This window comes from Alcaligenes sp. SDU_A2, assembly GCF_038237375.1.
In the GTDB taxonomy this organism is placed as follows: Bacteria; Pseudomonadota; Gammaproteobacteria; order Burkholderiales; family Burkholderiaceae_B; genus Alcaligenes.
The window spans coordinates 2,508,215-2,526,247 of the sequence record NZ_CP151273.1; the positions used below are offsets into that span (position 1 = coordinate 2,508,215).

At 56.4% G+C, this 18,033-nt stretch carries 15 protein-coding genes and 2 tRNA genes; 12 read left to right on the forward strand and 5 right to left on the reverse strand.

Going from position 1 to position 18,033, the window contains the following annotated elements; translation table 11 throughout:
• Positions 1-42 precede the first annotated feature (42 nt).
• Positions 43-1,230 (forward strand): patatin-like phospholipase family protein, encoded by a 1,188-nt coding sequence (locus AADW57_RS11690; RefSeq protein WP_341669694.1) that lies wholly within the window; start codon positions 43-45, stop codon positions 1,228-1,230.
• Between the two features lie 129 nt (positions 1,231-1,359).
• On the opposite strand, the gene AADW57_RS11695 is transcribed toward AADW57_RS11690, so the two are convergent.
• Positions 1,360-2,286 (reverse strand): DMT family transporter, encoded by a 927-nt coding sequence (locus AADW57_RS11695; RefSeq protein ID WP_341667077.1) that lies wholly within the window; start codon positions 2,284-2,286, stop codon positions 1,360-1,362.
• A gap of 127 nt (positions 2,287-2,413) precedes the next feature.
• Between AADW57_RS11695 and AADW57_RS11700 the strand changes: the two genes are divergently transcribed.
• From AADW57_RS11700 to AADW57_RS11720, 5 genes are all read left to right on the forward strand, one after another.
• On the forward strand, positions 2,414-2,908 hold the full coding sequence (locus tag AADW57_RS11700) for a MarR family winged helix-turn-helix transcriptional regulator (protein ID WP_341667078.1): 495 nt from the start codon (positions 2,414-2,416) through the stop codon (positions 2,906-2,908).
• A 66-nt stretch (positions 2,909-2,974) separates the two neighbouring features.
• A complete protein-coding gene (locus AADW57_RS11705) occupies positions 2,975-4,381 on the forward strand; it encodes an efflux transporter outer membrane subunit (protein ID WP_341667079.1) in 1,407 nt (468 codons plus the stop codon).
• A gap of 24 nt (positions 4,382-4,405) precedes the next feature.
• On the forward strand, positions 4,406-5,584 hold the full coding sequence (locus AADW57_RS11710; RefSeq protein ID WP_341667080.1) for an HlyD family efflux transporter periplasmic adaptor subunit: 1,179 nt from the start codon (positions 4,406-4,408) through the stop codon (positions 5,582-5,584).
• Positions 5,581-7,176 (forward strand): DHA2 family efflux MFS transporter permease subunit, encoded by a 1,596-nt coding sequence (locus AADW57_RS11715; RefSeq protein ID WP_341667081.1) that lies wholly within the window; start codon positions 5,581-5,583, stop codon positions 7,174-7,176. Before AADW57_RS11710 ends, AADW57_RS11715 begins: the two co-directional genes overlap by 4 nt.
• 123 nt (positions 7,177-7,299) lie before the next feature.
• Positions 7,300-7,375, forward strand: a tRNA-Asn gene (locus AADW57_RS11720).
• A gap of 241 nt (positions 7,376-7,616) precedes the next feature.
• On the opposite strand, the gene AADW57_RS11725 is transcribed toward AADW57_RS11720, so the two are convergent.
• Positions 7,617-8,759 (reverse strand): porin, encoded by a 1,143-nt coding sequence (locus AADW57_RS11725; protein WP_341667082.1) that lies wholly within the window; start codon positions 8,757-8,759, stop codon positions 7,617-7,619.
• A gap of 568 nt (positions 8,760-9,327) precedes the next feature.
• Between AADW57_RS11725 and AADW57_RS11730 the strand changes: the two genes are divergently transcribed.
• The 3 genes from AADW57_RS11730 (at position 9,328) to AADW57_RS11740 (ending at position 11,722) form a co-directional block, all read left to right on the forward strand.
• Positions 9,328-9,403 (forward strand) — tRNA-Asn (locus AADW57_RS11730).
• A 390-nt stretch (positions 9,404-9,793) separates the two neighbouring features.
• On the forward strand, positions 9,794-11,398 hold the full coding sequence (locus AADW57_RS11735) for a tyrosine-type recombinase/integrase (RefSeq protein ID WP_341667083.1): 1,605 nt from the start codon (positions 9,794-9,796) through the stop codon (positions 11,396-11,398).
• Between the two features lie 84 nt (positions 11,399-11,482).
• A complete protein-coding gene (locus AADW57_RS11740; protein ID WP_341667084.1) occupies positions 11,483-11,722 on the forward strand; it encodes a helix-turn-helix transcriptional regulator in 240 nt (79 codons plus the stop codon).
• A 6-nt stretch (positions 11,723-11,728) separates the two neighbouring features.
• On the opposite strand, the gene AADW57_RS11745 is transcribed toward AADW57_RS11740, so the two are convergent.
• Together AADW57_RS11745 and AADW57_RS11750 are read right to left on the reverse strand one after the other, a co-directional pair.
• Complete coding sequence (locus AADW57_RS11745) at positions 11,729-12,274, reverse strand: hypothetical protein (protein WP_341667085.1); 546 nt, start codon at positions 12,272-12,274, stop codon at positions 11,729-11,731.
• A gap of 98 nt (positions 12,275-12,372) precedes the next feature.
• Entirely contained in the window at positions 12,373-12,693 is a 321-nt protein-coding gene (locus AADW57_RS11750) for a helix-turn-helix transcriptional regulator (protein ID WP_341667086.1), read from the reverse strand.
• Positions 12,694-12,783: 90 nt separating this feature from the next.
• Between AADW57_RS11750 and AADW57_RS16780 the strand changes: the two genes are divergently transcribed.
• From AADW57_RS16780 to AADW57_RS11760, 3 genes are all read left to right on the forward strand, one after another.
• Positions 12,784-12,966 (forward strand): DNA-binding protein, encoded by a 183-nt coding sequence (locus AADW57_RS16780; protein ID WP_445819145.1) that lies wholly within the window; start codon positions 12,784-12,786, stop codon positions 12,964-12,966.
• A gap of 15 nt (positions 12,967-12,981) precedes the next feature.
• Complete coding sequence (locus tag AADW57_RS11755; protein WP_341667087.1) at positions 12,982-13,515, forward strand: hypothetical protein; 534 nt, start codon at positions 12,982-12,984, stop codon at positions 13,513-13,515.
• 280 nt (positions 13,516-13,795) lie between these two features.
• Complete coding sequence (locus AADW57_RS11760) at positions 13,796-15,841, forward strand: helix-turn-helix domain-containing protein (protein WP_341667088.1); 2,046 nt, start codon at positions 13,796-13,798, stop codon at positions 15,839-15,841.
• Positions 15,842-15,908: 67 nt separating this feature from the next.
• Here the strand turns inward: AADW57_RS11760 and AADW57_RS11765 are convergent, their stop codons facing one another.
• Complete coding sequence (locus AADW57_RS11765; protein ID WP_341667089.1) at positions 15,909-18,029, reverse strand: UvrD-helicase domain-containing protein; 2,121 nt, start codon at positions 18,027-18,029, stop codon at positions 15,909-15,911.
• Positions 18,030-18,033: the final 4 nt, after the last annotated feature.

Sequence of the window (18,033 nt, forward strand, 5' to 3'; positions counted from 1 at the left end):
GCCATGAATGCCCAGACCAAGCCCGATCTGCTGGAACACGCCATGTCTTCTTTTGCCCGCCCCAAAGACCTGCCACCCTACGAAACCGTCGCACTGGTGCTGCAAGGCGGCGGTGCCTTGGGAGCCTACCAGGCCGGCGTCTACCAAGGCCTGCAAGAAGCAGGTATCGAACCGGACTGCCTGTCCGGCATCTCGATCGGCGCGCTGAACACGGCCATCATCGCCGGCAATCCGCCCGAACGACGCGTCGAGCGCCTGCGTGAATTCTGGGACACCATCTGCCAACCCTATTACGGCATGCCGGCACCCGGCTTCATGGAAAAAACCCTGTTCGGCATCAACGATGTCATGCGCGAAGCCATTGGTGCCTGGAACGCCAGCAGCGCGCTTTTCATGGGCCAGAACGGTTTTTTCCGGCCCCGCTTTCCGCCTCCGCCGCAAAACACGCCGGGCCTGGCCGAAGCGGCCAGCTACTACGACACCTCGGCCCTGAAAGACACGCTGGAGCGCTTGTGCGATTTTGACCTGATCAACGATCAGCGCCAGCGTATTTCCGTGGGCGCAGTTAACGTGGGCACGGGCAACTTCGTGTATTTCGACAACCACAGCAGCACGTTGCGGGCCGAACATTTCATGGCCTCGGGGGCCTTGCCGCCCGCCTTCGCCCCTGTAGAGATCGATGGCCAATACTATTGGGACGGCGGCCTGGTCTCCAATACCCCCCTGTCCTATGTGCTGGACCAGTCGCCGCGCCGCGACACCTTGGTGTTCCAGGTGGATCTGTGGAGCGCGCGCGGCCCGGTGCCCACCAACATGAGCGAAGTCAGCGACCGGATCAACGAAATCCGTTATTCCAGCCGTACCCGCATGGTGACCGAGGACATGCGCCGCTCCCAGTACATGCGTCACGTGCTGGGCCGCCTGCTGGAAGCCATCCCCGAAGAACAACGCAAAGACTTCCTGCCCTGCAGGCTGGCCGAGGAAATGGCCAACAACAAACGCTACAACGTCATCCACCTGATCTACCGCAACCAACCCTACGAACAACACTACAAGGACTACCAGTTCGGCCGTCAGACCATGAAAGAACACTGGCGCAGCGGTCTAGAAGATATACGCCACACGCTGATGCACAAAGACAGACTGAGCATGCCGGACAACCTGGCCGGTTTCGCCACCTACGACGTGCATCGTGATGAAATCGAAGGGCGCATCTCGAACGGAAAATAAACGTGTAGAAGCCGCCGGCGCGTCAATACGCCACCCGCAGCCCGGTGGCGCCCTTCGCCCGGCACCGCCAAACCCGCAGTAAGGCCCCAGAGCCGTTTTCCATTGGACGGCCCCTGCCCTTTTGCGAATTCAGGTCTTGCGGCGGCTCAACACCATCGCCCCGCTCAAGACAAAGGCTGTGCCCAACAATTGCATGGCCGTGATCGGCTCGTCCAGAAACCAGTTAGCCAAAAACAGGACCGACACCGGCCCGACCAAGCCCATCTGCGCGCTCATGGGCGCGCCGATACGCTCCACGGCCCACATGGTCATAAAAGTAGGTAAAACCGTATTGAACACGGCATGGATCAAGGACAGGCCATAGACCTGCGCCGGCTGAATCAGCCCCTCCCAACCGAACACGCCAAAAAAATGCAGTAAGGTATACACCGCCGAATACGACATGGCGTAGGCCACCAGGCGCGTAGAGCCAATGGATTTGAGCAGTTCCCCGGAACCGATCAGATAGGCGGCATACGAGATGGCCGAGCCCAGCACGCACAGAGCTCCCAGCAGCACATTATCGCCAGACAGACTCAAGTCTTGCACAAACACCAGGCTGACGCCCAGATAAGACAGGGCCAGCGCCAGCCATTGTTTAGGCAAGATGGCGCGCTTCAGGAAAACAGCCGAAAACAAAAGCACGAAAGTGGGGGACAGAAACAGAATCAGCCGCTCCAGACCGGCCGAAATATATTCCAGACCGATAAAATCGAGCAGACTGGCCAGATAGTAGCCGATAAACCCCAGGCCAACCAACTCCAGCCGCTGGCGGCCGGTCAGGGCTTTGAGTTCGCCGCGGCGCACCTTGCGCACCTGCCAGAACGCGATGGCCAGAAAAAACGGCAGAGACAGCAACATACGAAAACCGATGACAGTCAACGCCGTCACATCGTATTGATAGGTCAGCTTAGCTACGATCGCCTTGGCCGAGAACAGAATGGAACCACACCCGGCCAGCGCCAAGCCGATCAAAAAAGAACTGCGCTGCGCACTCGGGCGCTGGCTTGCTTGCATAGGACGATCACCGCTTTGCCGGCCAACTGACAGCCTATTGCATGCATATCAGTTATTGCCTAGGCAATAAAAAAAGATTTAAGATATTGGCTGGAAATGATTCTACTCTCGCCTTACCGCGCTGCCCATGCCTGAGACGGTCCAACCGTACTATCGTCAAGGAACCGACGTCCTGAACGCCGCCACCAATCTTGGTCTGCTGATCAAGAACGTGTCGGCTTCGCTGCATCTGGCCATCAACCAACGCGTTGCCCCCCTGGGCCTGACAGCCATGCAATGGCGCCCCCTCATCATGCTGCGCTATCACAATGCCCGCACCCCGGCCGAGATCGCGCGCCTGATGAACATCGACACTGGGGCCATGACGCGTACCCTGGACCGCCTGGAAGCCAAAGGTTTTTTGCTGCGTCGGCGCTGCGACGAAGATCGTCGCCTGGTCCTGCTGGAACTGACTGCGCAAGGCAATACCGTCTCTGGCAAAATCCTGCCCGAAATCGCCCAATCCCTGAACGACCACCTGGACGGCTTTTCTGCCGCCGAGATCGATACCTTGTTCTGCCTGCTGCACCGAATCATCGACAACGGCCAAAAGGCGACTGAAGGCAAGCCAACGCCCGATTGAAATTTTTTAACCAATCACTGCCTAGGCAGAAACAAACTAGGCAGCATCTTTAAGCTGATTGTAAGCATGAAGCACCTCACTCCTCTACTGCTCATCGCCCTACTCTGCGGATGCGCCGCCCTAAACAGCCAGACACCACCTGCCGCTACGCTGGATGGACCTGCTCTGGGACTGCACAACCAGGCGATCCAGTGGCCTCAGGAGCAATGGTGGACACGCTATCACGACCCACAACTGGATGCCTTGCTGGACCGGGCGCTGGCACACCACCCCAGCCTGCAATTAGCCCAGGCACGCATCCGCCAGGCAGACGCGGCCCTTAAAGGAGCTCGGGCTGTGCAATGGCCGACGCTGGATGCCGGCTACAGCCTGACACGTCAGCGCTTTTCGGAAAACTATATTTATCCGCCGCCCTATGCCGGCTCCATGCTGACCGATAACAACCTGCAACTGACACTGGGCTTTGACTTGGACTTGTGGGGCAAGCAGCGATCTTTGGCCGATGCGGCCCTGTCGCGTGAACAAGCCGCGCAAGCGGACTACGCAGCCGCGCGCAATGCCTTGGTTAGCGCTATCGTGCAAACCTACTTCCATTTGCAAAACGCGCTGGCGCAAGCGCAGACCCTGGACAGACTCGGCACTCAGTTCCAGTCCGTACTGGACATCACCCGTCAGCGCAAAGCCGCCGGCCTGGATACAGACATCGAAGTCAGTCAGGCAGAGTCGGCCCTGGCGTCCGCCCGCGTGCAACAGCGACAAGCGCAAGGCAATGCCGCCTTGCTGGGCAACCAGCTCGCCAGTCTGAGCGGACAATCTCCCGAACAAGCGGCACCCATCGCTATCCGCCCCCTGCCCCAACCCGATACTTTGCTGCCTACAGCTCTACCACTGGAGTTGCTGGGACGCCGCCCCGACATACGCGCCGCCCGCCTGGCCGTCCAAGCCAGCGGATACCAAGTCACCGCCGCGCGCGCCGACTTCTACCCCAATATCAACTTGAACGCCTTCGCCGGCTTCATGTCCTTGGGCTTGGACCAATTGGTGCGCGGCTCCAGCCAGATCTATGGCGTCGGCCCGGCCATCAGCCTGCCCCTTTTTCACGGCGGCGCTCTTAATGCGCAACTAGCGGCCCGGCGCGCCGAACAGGACATGGCCATCGCGCACTACAACCAAACCCTGCTAGATAGCCTGCGCGACGTCGCCAACGCCCTGACTCGCATCCACTCCTTGCGCGCAACCCGCCAGGAGCAGGCCAAGGCCTACGCAGCCATACAACACGCCTATCAGATCGCCCAGCAGCGCTACCAATCCGGATTGGGCAATTACCTGCAGGTTTTGCTGGCCCAGAACGATGTACTACGCCAGGCTCTGCTGGATACCGAACTGCGCGTACAGGCCTTCAATCTGGACGCAGAACTGGCTACCGCCCTAGGTGGTGGTTACCAAGAACCCAAGATCGCCCCAAAACCATAACGAGCACAACCTGCCTTGACCATCATGTCTGCACAAACACCCGCTTCCTCTTCCCGCAAACGCCTGCTACTGGGCTTTACCCTGCTGATCGTGATCGCCGCTGTCATCTACGGCGCCTGGGCCATGTTCTCGGGTCAGACCGAAACCACCGATGACGCCTACGTACACGGCAATATGGTCCAAGTCTCCGCACAAATTCCCGGCACCGTGGTCAATATTGCCGTAGACGACACCCAACTGGTCCAGACCGGACAGGCGCTGTTAAGTCTGGATCGCGCCGATGTAGACATTGCCCTGGCCCAGGCCCAAGCCTCGCTGGCGCAGTCCGTGCGCAAAACGCGCAGCCTGTTTGCCCAGAACAATGCCCTAAAAGCCGACATTGCCGCCCGCCAGGCGGATGCACAGCAAGCCAAGATCAATCTGGACAAGGCCCGCACGGATCTGCAGCGCCGCCAGGCGCTGGGCAAAATAGGCGGAGTCAGCGGCGAAGAACTGCGCCATGCACAAAGCGCCGTGCAGGCTGCGCAAAGCGCATTGGCGCAGGCACAGGCCGGCATCGAATCGGCCCGGGCGCGCCTGGAGACCAACAAGGCCCTGACCAGCGGCACCGATGTCAGCCATCACCCCGATGTACAGCAAGCTGCCGAGCACTATCGTCAAGCCTGGCTGGCCCGGCAACGCGCCGACCTGATCGCCCCCGTATCCGGCATGGTGGCTCAGCGCTCGGTGCAGGTCGGCCAGCACATCGCCGCAGGCGCGCCGCTGATGAGCATCGTCCCGCTGGATCAACTGTGGATCGAGGCCAACTTCAAAGAAAACCAGCTTCAGAACATGCAGCCAGGCCAGCCGGTCACGCTGATGGCCGACTATTACGGCAAGTCAGTCCAGTACCACGGCGAAGTCGTGGGCCTGTCCGCCGGAACCGGCGCAGCCTTCGCCCTGCTGCCCGCACAAAACGCCAGCGGCAACTGGATCAAGGTGGTGCAACGCCTGCCTGTGCTCATACGCCTGAACCCGGACGAGCTGCGCAAGCACCCCTTGCGCATCGGCCTGTCCATGCATGTCACCGTGGATCTGGACAGCACGCCCGCGCAGGCCTTGCCCGATTCCCGCCACGGCTTGAAAACGGACATTTATGAACACGGCGCACAAGACGCCCAGGCACAGATAGATCGCATCATTCAGGCCAATCTCGCATCATGAGCCAACCACACGCCCCTACCGAAGCGTCGGCGGACACCGTCCCGCCGCCGCTGACCTATCCGCCGCTGGAAGGCCGCGCCCGGGTCATGGGGACCGTCGCCCTGTCCGCAGCGGTCTTCATGAATGTGCTGGACTCATCCATTGCCAACGTCTCCATTCCAACCATTGCCGGCAATCTGGGCGTCAGTAGCACCCAAGGCACCTGGGTCATTACCTCCTTTGCCGTGGCCAACGCCATCACCGTGCCGCTCACCGGATGGCTGACACAGCGTTTTGGCCAAGTGCGGCTGTTCGTCATATCGGTCATGCTGTTCGTATTGACCTCCTGGCTGTGCGGTTTTTCCTGGTCGCTGGAATCACTGGTCCTGTTTCGCGTGCTGCAAGGAGCCGTCGCCGGCCCCATGATCCCGCTGTCCCAGGCACTGATGCTGGGCAGCTACCCACGCAACAAGACAGGCTTTGCGCTGGCCATGTGGTCCATGACCATTCTGGTCGGCCCGATTGCCGGCCCGCTGCTGGGCGGCTGGATTTCGGATAACTACAGTTGGCCCTGGATCTTCTATATCAATGTCCCCATCGGCCTGCTGGCTGGCTGGGCATCCTGGCAAATCTACCGCGAACGCGAATCGCGCCGCATAAGCCTGCCTATCGACACCCTGGGCCTGATCCTGCTGGTGATCTGGGTCGGTGCGCTGCAGATTCTGCTGGACAAAGGCAAAGAGCTGGACTGGTTTGCCAGCCCCACGATTATTGTGCTGGCCATTGTCAGCGTCATCGCCTTTGTCTACTTCCTGATCTGGGAACTGACTGCCCGCCACCCCATTGTGGATCTGACGCTTTTCAAGGAGCGCAACTTCACGGCCGGCGTCATCTCCGTATCCATCGCCTACGGCGTGTTCTTCGGTGCAGTGGTACTGATGCCCTTGTGGCTGCAAAGCACAATGGGCTACACCGCCACATCCGCCGGCATCGCGCTCGCGCCAGTGGGCATTCTGGCCATCGTGCTCTCGCCCGTGGTCGGTAAACTGCTGGGGCGTTACGACCCGCGCCTGCTGGCTACCTTCGCCTTCCTGGTGTTCGCCCTGACCAGCTATATGCGGTCGCGCTTCAATACCGATGTGGACATTCTGTCAGTCATGCTGCCCACCTTTTTGCAAGGTGCCGCCATGGCCACCTTCTTTATTCCCTTGACCACCATCACCCTCTCGGGCCTGGCACCAGAACGTGTCCCGGCCGCCGCCGGCCTCTCGAACTTTGCCCGCCTGCTGGCGGGCGCATTCGGCACCTCTATCACCACCACGTTGTGGGAGAATCGCGCCAGCATGCACCATGCGCACCTGACCGAGCTGGCCCGCCCCGGAGAGCCTGCCTTCGATGCCATCATGCATGGCCTGCGCCAAAGCGGACTGAATGCGCAGCAATCGGCTGGAGTGCTGAACCAAATCATCGAACAGCAAGCCCGCACGCTGTCCGTTACGGATATCTTCCTGGCCTCGGCCATTATTTTTCTGCTCTTGTTAAGCCTGGTGTGGATCGCACGACCGCGCAAAGTGCTCACCGGCGGAACAGAGGCCGCCGCCGGAGCACACTAGAACAGACTAGCCAGGCCATCGGCCGATGAACATCGGACGCAGTGAATCGCCAGGCTGCGCCGCAAATAAAGCACTTTAGCTTGCGCACTTTTAAAAAAACATGCTATATTTATTTTTCTCTGGTCCCCGATAGCTCAGTCGGTAGAGCGACGGACTGTTAATCCGCAGGTCCCAGGTTCGAGCCCTGGTCGGGGAGCCAAGAAAAACACCAAAAAACAGCCTATTTCGATAGGCTGTTTTTTTTCGTCCTTCGCCTTCGCTCTCCACGACAAGATCGCGCATCCTAGCGTAGTGCAGGCTTATTCAGGTGCTGCGAACGCAAAAAAACCTTGGGCTGCCGAATCGGCAGCCCAAGGGGGCAGGCAGCGCTACGGTTCGCGCCCGCCCTTTGCACTACTGCTCGCCTGCTCCACAACAAGCAATGCTTGTTGGCCCAACGCTTAAAACCGGTGATTGATCCCGGCCGTCACCATCGTGCTCTTCAAATCATTGTAAAAGCCTACGTTGCGCGCATACGAACCCAAGGCATACAAGCTGGTGCGCTTGGACAACTTATGCAGGTAACCCAGGCTGAACACATGCTGGCTTTTATCATCATCGGTTGCACGCGGCACTGAGCGGGGATCGGCCATGGTCCAGGACCCCATCAAGGAGCCAGCCTTGCCCACCGGAGCCGAAGCACCCAGCGTGTAGGCGTTGACCTTCAAGCCCTTATGCAGACCGCCACCAAACTGTTCGGCCTGCAACGAGCCGCCGATAAAGCCGTCCCGCCCCTGCCCAAAGCCGGCATGCAGCTTGACCGGGCCAAAATCATAGCTGGCGGCAATTCCCCAAGCACTGACATTGCCACTCTGACCCGCCACCAGCACGCCATTGCGCTCGCGTGCATCCCCCCAGCGTGCCTGATCGAACGTCGCCACCGCCTTGAGTGGCCCCTGGCCGTAACGCAAAGCGACGCTGTACGCTTTGACATTGGCTTCGTCGCTATTAATGGCCCCATCGGGCAAGCCGCTGCGGTTCCATTGTTGGTTGCCATTAGTATTAAAGGAATACCCCACGCCCAATTGGAAGCCAGCAAAGTCAGGGGTCTGATACGCCAGCATATTATCGTAGCGAACCGTATTGGACGCCGTAAACGCCGTCCCTATCCCAAACTGGTAACCATTACCGCCGAAAGGACTGGCCACAGGCGAAAAATACTGGGACGTCACGGTAACCTGACGGCCCATGTCCAGACGCCCCCAGGAATCGCCCTGCAGCCCCACTATCGCCTGACGCCCAAACAGCCGCCCCTGACGCCCCGAGCCCGTGCCCAAGTCAAAACCGCTTTCCAGCACAAAATTTGCCTTCAGACCATTGCCCAGATCCTCGCTGCCCTTCAAGCCCCAGCGATTGCCCAGCCAGCCCTGATCGACCAAGCCAAAACGACTTTTCTTGCCACCGCCTCCGGCAAGATCATCGCCTTTCCATTGCTCGTAGCCCAGGCCCGTATCGACGATGCCATACAAAGTGACGCTGGTCTGCGCATAGGCCGTCGTGGCCAACGCCTGCATGGCCAAAACGGCCAACACACATTTTTTCATGTCTCTGCTCTCTTGTTGAAGTTATGCGACCCCGACCCGCAACAGCACCCTGCATGCCCTGGCCGGGTCGATCTGCGTAGCACTGGCCCGCAGGCGCAACACCCGCGCGGCAAGCAAAAACAACATCTGGTCAGCGATGCCTCATAGATATATCTAAAGACAGGTTTTTAAGTCTTTTAAGCAGAAAAAGAACCCGACCGACTCTTGAGCACATCCGTTCAAAATGCTGTTTTTATATTTCATGTTTAAATTATATTGATGTCAATAAACCTTGTAAGCCGCACCAAACAAGCACTCTAAGCATTTTCCCCTAGAAGCAAAAGACAGAAACACTCGCTTTCCTTGACCCACTTCGGCCCACAGGCCAACAGACATACCGCCTGTAAGCAATTATTGCCCCGGCTGCCCATCCAACAGATTGACCGCCCAGTATCCTCCCAGTACCGCACCTGGGATTTTTTCCTATTGCCAACACTCACCTTTCCATGCATTTGCACAAAATATATCCTTGATCACATTTTTCTTTACAAAACTAGAAATCAGGATATATAATCTTTTTCTTTGCTGGTCCCCGATAGCTCAGTCGGTAGAGCGACGGACTGTTAATCCGCAGGTCCCAGGTTCGAGCCCTGGTCGGGGAGCCACCGAATTCCGGCTCCAAGCCCTTGAAAAATAGCGCCTTTTTACGAAGGCGCTATTTTTTTGCCCGGCACAAACTGCGCTTTTCGCCGTTTGATAGCGCAAATGATAGCGTTAAGGTTAATTAGCGCTATCGGCCGCTCGGCCCCAGCGAAGCTGCAATCGCGGCGACGTACACGGGCCTCGGCCTGTGCCGTGCACTTTCGTCTAGGGCTCGCTTTTATCGCTTAACAGCTACCAGGTTTAGCTTTAAATGCACGCACCGGGGCACTCGCTAGACGCCTATATCCAACTCGGAGATATAGGACCATGATTTCACATTTTCACCTCACCCGGCTGATGGCGCGCGCCACCCACCGCCTTGTCGCTCGCTCATTTTCTCTCGGGGGTGCGCAATGAGCCGCAAAATGCCCCAACCTTTCCCTTATCGCAAGGGCTGGCGCGCCCAAGTCACTCTGAAAAGCGGCGCACGCCCGTTTGCCGACTTCGCAACCTTTCAGGAAGCTAAAGAGTGGATTGCCGACATGCTGGCACTTGACCAAAACGAGCATGCCCCCAAGCTGGGCGGTCCAAGCCGCGCCACGCTGGCCGAAATGCTCACGGAGTACGCCAAAACAGTCACCGTGGCCAAAGGCGGTGCGGTCCAGGAGCTAACCCGCATCAACCACTATCTGTTACCGGCGGGCTTGCCTGCCTTAGCGCTCATTGACAATGACCTGGGCCACAAAGAGGTAGTCACGCTGCACGAAAAACACGCCCTCAAACGCGCCCGCAACGGTGATGACCAAGTGGATGCACCGCGTCGCGGTGCACGTAACGCCGCAGGCATCACCCCGCAGGGGTTTGCCGCGTACAACGAGGAACGCAGTCGCCAGGCGCACCCCCGCACGTACGCGCACTACACCCTGTTAGCCAACAAGCGTGCCTCGCAAATCACGCGCGGTCACATTCGAAATCTGCAAACCGACATGACAGCCGAAGGCTATTCAGCCAGCACGATTCAAAAAGAAATCGCCCTGTTGAAAGCCCTGTTTAACACCGCCAAGAACGACTGGAGCTGGCAATGCTTTGAGAATCCGTGCGTCGGGATACGCCTCAAACCAGGTAACGAGCGCATTGTTACGCTCAGCACCGAGCAACTGGTGCGCTTGCGTCAAGCCTTGTCCGAAGCCGACAACCCCCAGCTTTGGCCGCTGGTTGAGCTTGCCCTAACCACCGCCATGCGCCAGAGCACGTTGTTGCGCCTGCGCTGGGAAGACCTGAATTTTGTGGACCGAAACGTTAAAACGTTAGGTAAAGGCGTTCGGGCACATGTGCCGCTGTGGCGCCCGGCACAAGACATACTGAATGGGCTGCCTGGGCCACGCACAGGAACGATTTTTACGATTAGCGAAGAGGCCATCCGTGCCGGGTGGTCCCGGGCGCGCGAACGGGCAGGCCTACCTAAAGATTTTTACTTTCGGGACCTGCGCCATGTGCTGCCCACAGAAATGGCACGCGCTGGGATGAATACCCTGCAAATCAGCCAGGTGCTGGGGCACACGTCGACACGCCAAGCCCAGGTGTACGTCAACTTGTTCAGCAACGACATCGCGCCTGCCATGGACGAGAAGCTCAACACGACCAGCGCTCAAACGCCCAAGCAGTTGCTCTCCCAAGGCGACTGCTGGGACGCCTTGCGCGCGCAGAACAAGAGCCGACGTTTAAATGGCGATAACGGGGCATCAGCGCCTGCGCAGTCCTGGCCAGACGATACAGTTTTTGCGAACCAATCACCACCTTTACCAGAGCCGGCGAGCACCCCAGCGAGCACGGGTAACGTCATTGCCTTTCGCCCCCGAAAAGCTGCCTGCCCCCCCAGAAAGCGCACCGTGAAACAAACCGGGCCGCCTCCATCAACGGAGTGCGGCCCGGTTTTTTTTGGACTGATGGGCAAGCCGCCATCCCAAAAGCACTCAGCAATAATCGAGGCGCGACGGTGCTCGGTCAGCACCAGTTAAAGCTAAAACCAAATGTGTTGGTGCGACCGACTCATGTGCCTATACGTGCTAGGCAATTACGCCCCACACATAGGATATGACGCCATGACACAAGCCACACCAAATTTCGCCACGCTCTACGACAAAACCTCGGTCGCTCAGGTATTGCGTATGCCTGAACGCTCACTGGAGCGCCTCGTGCGCGCCCGACGTTTCCCGGCCCCCGTGCGCCTGGGACGCAACGCTTACTGGCACAGCAACGTGGTCGATAGCTGGCTTGAGGCAACCTTTGCCAAGCAATTGGCCTGGGACAAGAATCGCAAAGGGTTGGCACCCCGTGCGTGAGCAACGCTAGCGAAACAGAACAACGACGACAGTTTCAACCGGTACGCCTGGAACATACGAGCGCTCTGCCTGCGGGCTTGCAGCTTCAGAAACTTCTTTGGTGCAGGCCTCGCCTTTGAGGGGCGCAGCAGGAGCACACCGTGCAGCAGCACTGTAGGCAAGCCTGGCCTGCGGTGTGTGCTTGACCGCTACGGACATTAACATTGCATCACCCGAAGCTGCATCATCAAGCAACCAGCAAAATCTTTTCTGCTTAAACACACTCTTTAACCAGAGTTGCCCATTGGGCGTCGTAACGTCCACTAAAGCGCGGAACTGGACTGCGCCCACCTGGACACTGGTTTTAACCAATCCGGTGTCGGGAAACAGCAAAAAGCGCCCTTTGTAATAGCCGTCTGCGTCGATGACCACGTTATCGAACGTGCATTGCAGGGCGAAGTCGCCGGGTTGCGCTTGAGCGTCAATTGTTCGCAAGTCAGCCGCGAGCTCGCTTGGCGAGAGAATCACGCCGTCAAAAATCTGTGGTTCCTGCGGACGTTGTGCCGTTGTCATGGGGCCTCCGAAAAAACCTTCATATTGACAACGGGCGCCGTCGCGCGGCAACGATTTTCGATTACGAAATTCTTACCTCGCCCTGCTCAACACGGACGTCAACGCTTGAGATTAAGCTGCCCGCTCACAATTTCGTCAACAATAGATAATGGGGCATTGATTCCGGGAGGCTGACCAAGCCAGCGCCCACCAGCTTGCACAAATGACTCAAGCTCAACGCGCAAAGGCCCTGGGACCGTCATCAATTCCATTCCCAGGGCTCTTGCCATTTCATACAGCGTTGAAAAGTAGGGGTCTGTCGCGCCCGATTCGACTTGTTGCACGGTAGAACGACTTAACATCGCCCGCTGGGCAAGTTGCCCCTGCGTCCACCCACGCGCCTTCCTGGCTTTAATCAAACTTTCGAGCAACGCCTGCATAAATAAGCCTCATAAAAACAAAATCTATTTCGACTACGAAATTCTGGTGTCGCTATACGGAACGTGAACGTTTCACAACAGGACACCAACATGATAAAAGCAGTCAAGCAGCGTGGGTGCCCGGGCATCAGCATCGACGACGTACGGCAGGCTGTTGATTCTCTGCAGAAGCAGGGACGACATCCTGGGCCCGTTAATGTGCGTCTAGAGTTAGGGCGCGGAAGCTACTCAACTATTACAAGATACCTGAGAGCCATCGAATCGAGAAAGTGATTTCTGGCGGCCTTTTTGGCCGCCTTTCTTTGTCCTGAAAATGCCTGGGACGCGATACTTAAAAAGCCTACCTTACCTGAGAAGGCCCTGCGCTTGCCACTTGGTCGAATGCAGTTGGTGAATAGCAATAACTCCTTTATTTATATAAAGGAAAACGCCTTTATAAAAAAGCCTAACTGGATTTTGGTGAAGCCTGAACTATGGGCAAAACTCCCCCCAACCCTGATGAATGTCAGAGGTTTGAGTTTTTCCCTGACTGGATTTCGGAGCCAGCCGTCACCACGGGCACAACGGTCACATGCAAATGCCGTTGCACAGCTAGACTATTCGAAGGTTGCATCCTTCGCCGCTCCCCTTCTTGCTGCAGAAACTCCCAGGGTGCACCCTGAGCGTCCCGCTTGGTGCAAATACATCCACTGGTCGCGGTGGATTGAACCCCCTCACCAGTTAAATGTATATGCACCGAATTTATATCCGGTTGCCCATGTGCCAGAGACATGGTGCATGTCGTCAATGCAGCGACCCGATGGCTTTTATCACGCCCGCTGAGGCGGTAAGAGCCAAACTTCAATTTCATGCTTTTTTAGATTTAACCGTGGTTGCTATACGAATAGCCACAGAGGTTTTTGAGGTTAGCGACGAAACCGTTGTGTCACATACACCAAAGACCTCTGATAAATGAATAACGGCAATTAATCTGTACTTCGTGAATCAAGTACGAATCAAGACAGGTTGTCCGTTTTCAATGTTTATGCGGCTTTTCAGGAGGCGTCCGTTATTCCCGAATTAACGCCGCCGTTATTCGACAACGTAGCAAATAGCATTGGTTATGAACTCAAAAACCCAATCCTCGATTTTTGGAATCGAACGTTCTGCATCTCACGAACTGGCATCACCGTCGTTTTCAACAATACGATACAAGGACCTGCATGAGGCTGGAAAAAAACTGCTGAATGGTGCAGGTCGAACTTCACAGCAAGTTGCAAACTTCGCATCAGCACTTAACCTGTGGATGCGAACATTTGCCCTTTCACTGGACTCGTTTGTCGGTACCGAATTCACGACGCAATTCGACAAGCACTTGCTGCAATTCTCTGACCTTCAAACCGAACGCCTGGCGGCTAGAACGCTCAAAGACAGGCAAGAGCAGATTATTCAGTGGAACCAAATATTTGAGTCCATGAATCGCACAGACTCTTTACCGTCAACATTCCACGAAGCAGTAAGGGTAATGCTGAATACAAGTGGTCTTTCAAAAGCTGACGCGTGTCGTCGTGCAGGTATAACACCACCAACATTGAACCGGTGGTTAACCGGCCCGTATCTTCCTGATGTCTCATCTAAAGCGTCTGTAGAAGCACTTGCCCAGGCACTCGGTTTTGACCCTGCGGTGTTGACATCAAGACAACCGCCACGGCGACGCCCACGATATTCCCGCAATCAGAAGGTTGGAGACAAGCCGACTGTTTACAGCCAGCGCGTCGCTCGCAATCGTGCTGAAACACCGGGTTTTTCTCTGAAGCCCACAACTCGCATTCGGGAACAATGGTATGAGGTAATTTCGTTCAAGACGGATACGACTAGGGAGACAGCGAACAAGCGAAACAGTTGGCGTTTAAAACCACTCGAGTCGACGGGTGCGCGTGTTCAGTGGTCGATGCTCTTTGACGGTTATGTGTGCATCACCGCAGGCGTAGCCTGGAATAACATCAGCAATTATCTGGGCTACCTGAGGTTGCCGCGGCCAAAAGGTCAAGGTATTGAAGACAGTGATGTTGACACATTGGCCTGGCTTACGTTTCCCGAACTTATCAAACAATATGTATTGTGGAATCGTCGACGAGCGGGCAACGTCCGTCATAACGGCTTGGTAACGTTTCTTCAAATGATACTGTCACTCGTTGCGCCACAACGTGGTGTCCTCTGGAATACCCCTTCGTTGTCAGAAACGCTTCCGGCAGGCAGGTTCTCAGTGTCTTTAGAGGACTGGCATGGGCATTGTGCGGTTGCTCATGAGAAAATCAGTGCGCAATTGAGGGCTTTGCTTAACGAAGGTTCTCCGGTTCGTTCGCGAGAGTCGCATAGTCGTGCGGCGGTTATCTTGAATAGTTCGTATCCGTTGAGGGAATTGCTACGCCTACCCAAAGGCCTCGAGGATAACCCACCGCCGACAGCGCATCAGCGTGACTACCGAGCTTGGCTCAGGGACATGGTTCTTATCAAGCTGTTGGTCAGCAACCCCTTGCGAGTCAATCATTTTTCAGTAATGACTTATCGAGCGGATGGCACGGGCAACCTTTATCGAGCAAGCACTGGAGAATGGCGTCTGCGCTTTCAGTCATCTGACTTCAAGAATGAGCGAGGTGCGGCTCACACTGACTATGATGTAGCAGTTGAGTCGTCAGTCGGTCCTTGGATTCAGCGCTATCTGTCCGAGGCGCGTCCGTATGCTGTCGACGCGGATAGCACCGATTACTTTCTTTTGCCCTTTGTTCGTGGCCCACGAGCATACGATGAGGGTAAAACCTGGCAGCCTAGGAAAAGTACGAGCCGCACCATGATTAGTGCGTTGGAAGAACACAATCTTGAGCCCGCTGGCAATTGGTTGAGTGATTCAATCAGCGTGAGGTTTTACGTGCTGACAAAGCTGTATCTACCAGAAACCCAAGGTTTTCGCCCTCACATCATTCGGCATATTATTGCTACCGACCATTTGAAACGTCATCCACGTGACTATCTGACAGTTGCTCATCTTCTGCATGACAAACTTGAGACTGTGATAAAAAATTATGGACACTTGACTGTTGATGATGGCTTGCGCGTGTTGCACTCGGGTGTGCAAGAGGCGATGCTTGAACTTGCTAATAGTCACTGACAGGCTTGCATCCCTTCCACCTTAAAAAAAATGGCCAGCTATTCGCTGGCCATCTCCGAAAGAGCAGTTACGGCACTTGCAACAAAAGCGCCCCTCGCTTGGCACGGGTTAAGGCCACGTACAATAACTTTCGCTGGTTATCCGTATCTGCCGGGTCGCCGAGATAGCTGGTCGGGGCAACAACGACAACACAATCGAATTCCAGCCCTTTGGCGCGATGCATGGTGGCCAAATGCACCACATTCACCGCATTAGCGTGGTTGTTCTGCGCATCAATCGTCACACACGCAAGCCCAGCGTTTTCCAGCTCGCGAGCCATGGCATCACGCACTTTTGTGCTGGCAGTAATTACACATAACGACAAGGGCACCTCGGGCGTATGCCCCGCGCGCCACTCGTTCACAAATGCAATGGTCTCCTGCGTGGCCGATTCAATACCGTCAACTTGGGTCAGCTTTGGTACCGGCCCGTGAGACAAGGACTTGTAACGGTGGTCCTCGTCGCTGCCGCCATCCAAATCGTCGATTTCACAGCCTTCCAGCAATGCAACCGCTTGCTTGCGGATTTCATCAGTTGTTCGGTAATTCAGATAAAGCTTGCGGGAGCGGCCACGAATCTCAATGCCACACCGACTCATAATGGCTCGGTTACGGCTGTAGATGCGTTGGTGCCCGTCGCCAACGAAGAACAAGTCGTTTTCTCCAGCTGGAATCATGGCTCTGAGCAAGGTAAGGGCTTGAGGCCCCAGGTCCTGGGTTTCATCAATAACGATGGCGCTGTATGGCGGGGTGTACGACACTCCGGCAACCTGTGCCTCCGAAGCAATAATCTCAGCGACCTCGCGGTAAGCGTCATCAACCTCTTTGAGTTTTCTAGATGCCAGCTGGCCACGATACTCTTCAAAAACGGGCCATACGGCGTCACGCTTGGTTCGACTAAGCACAACGCCACGCCCTGTGCGACGGGCAACTCGGTACTGGGCCAGCGTGGTGATGCCTTGCGCTAGTACTACCTGTTCCAGTTCTTGCTCGTAAAAATCGTCGGGCAAATCCAGGCTGGAGTCTTTGGTAGCCAGCGCAGACTCCCAGGCTTGTTGCGCGGCATCTCGCTTTCTGTCGTAGACAATGCGGTGCTCTAGCTTGCGGCTACGAATAAAGGCACCGACCCAGGCGTCCAGGTTGACGACCTCAATCTTGGCTATGGCTTGTGCGCTACACAGTGAGCGCAGGTTCTGTTGAATGTCGCCTGCTAGGTTTTTTGTAAAGGTTGTGAACAACACTTTTTGACCATCAGGAGTGCGGTTCTCTGCAAGCCAGCGTGCCCGATGCATTGCCAAAACGGTTTTGCCGGTACCGGCTTGACCCAGCACGCGCATTGGCCCACTGCGGTCGCCTGACGCCAGTTTTTTCTGGGTGGGATGCAAAAATACACGCCATTGAGCCAAGGGGGCGTTCATGATGGCGCGCATAGCCTCGTCGTCCTCCACCACCACAAAACGAGATTGTGCTTCTGGTGTCTCAAGGCTTGCCGCGAAATCTTCAATGTCGATTTCACGGTCTACTCGCGTTTCACGCGATGTCAGTATCTGGCTAACAGTGTCACCTGCGTGCACCAAAAACAAGCCCTCATACGCTTCAACCGGCAAACGTGCTTGAATGGCGTCTAAACCATCCTCTGTAGCAACGGCCCGCACTGGTGCAATCAGTTCTTCGGGCACACCCAAGCTCATCAGTTCATGGTCAGATAAGGCGGCAAATAAAGGCGAGCTGGGGGTTCCCTTGACCTCGTCTTTCGCGCCCGTGAGTTCGATGGCCGCCTCTGGTACGGACTCTTGTTGAACAACTTGCTCAAGCACAACCAGTTGCATAGCCCCAGTAACGGGGTTAATGGCCAGACGCTTGTTCTCAGCCCATCGGTAGGCCTCGTCGTGGTGGTCAACGTAAAGCAACACGTAAACATCACCTTTTGACGGTTTGAAGACGATACCGCGCCAGTCATTATCCACCCTGACCGATTTCAGGTTGGGGTCCCGCGCGCCGTTAATGTTTTCGTAGTTAATGCCTGGGCTGGTGGGGTCGGCCTGAAAGCGCGTGGCCCACTTCATGACCTTTGCATAGACACCTGAAGGCAACTTTGCCAACTGGCCAAGGAAATCCTGAGACAAGGCTACTTTTGGTTTAAAGGTCACAAGT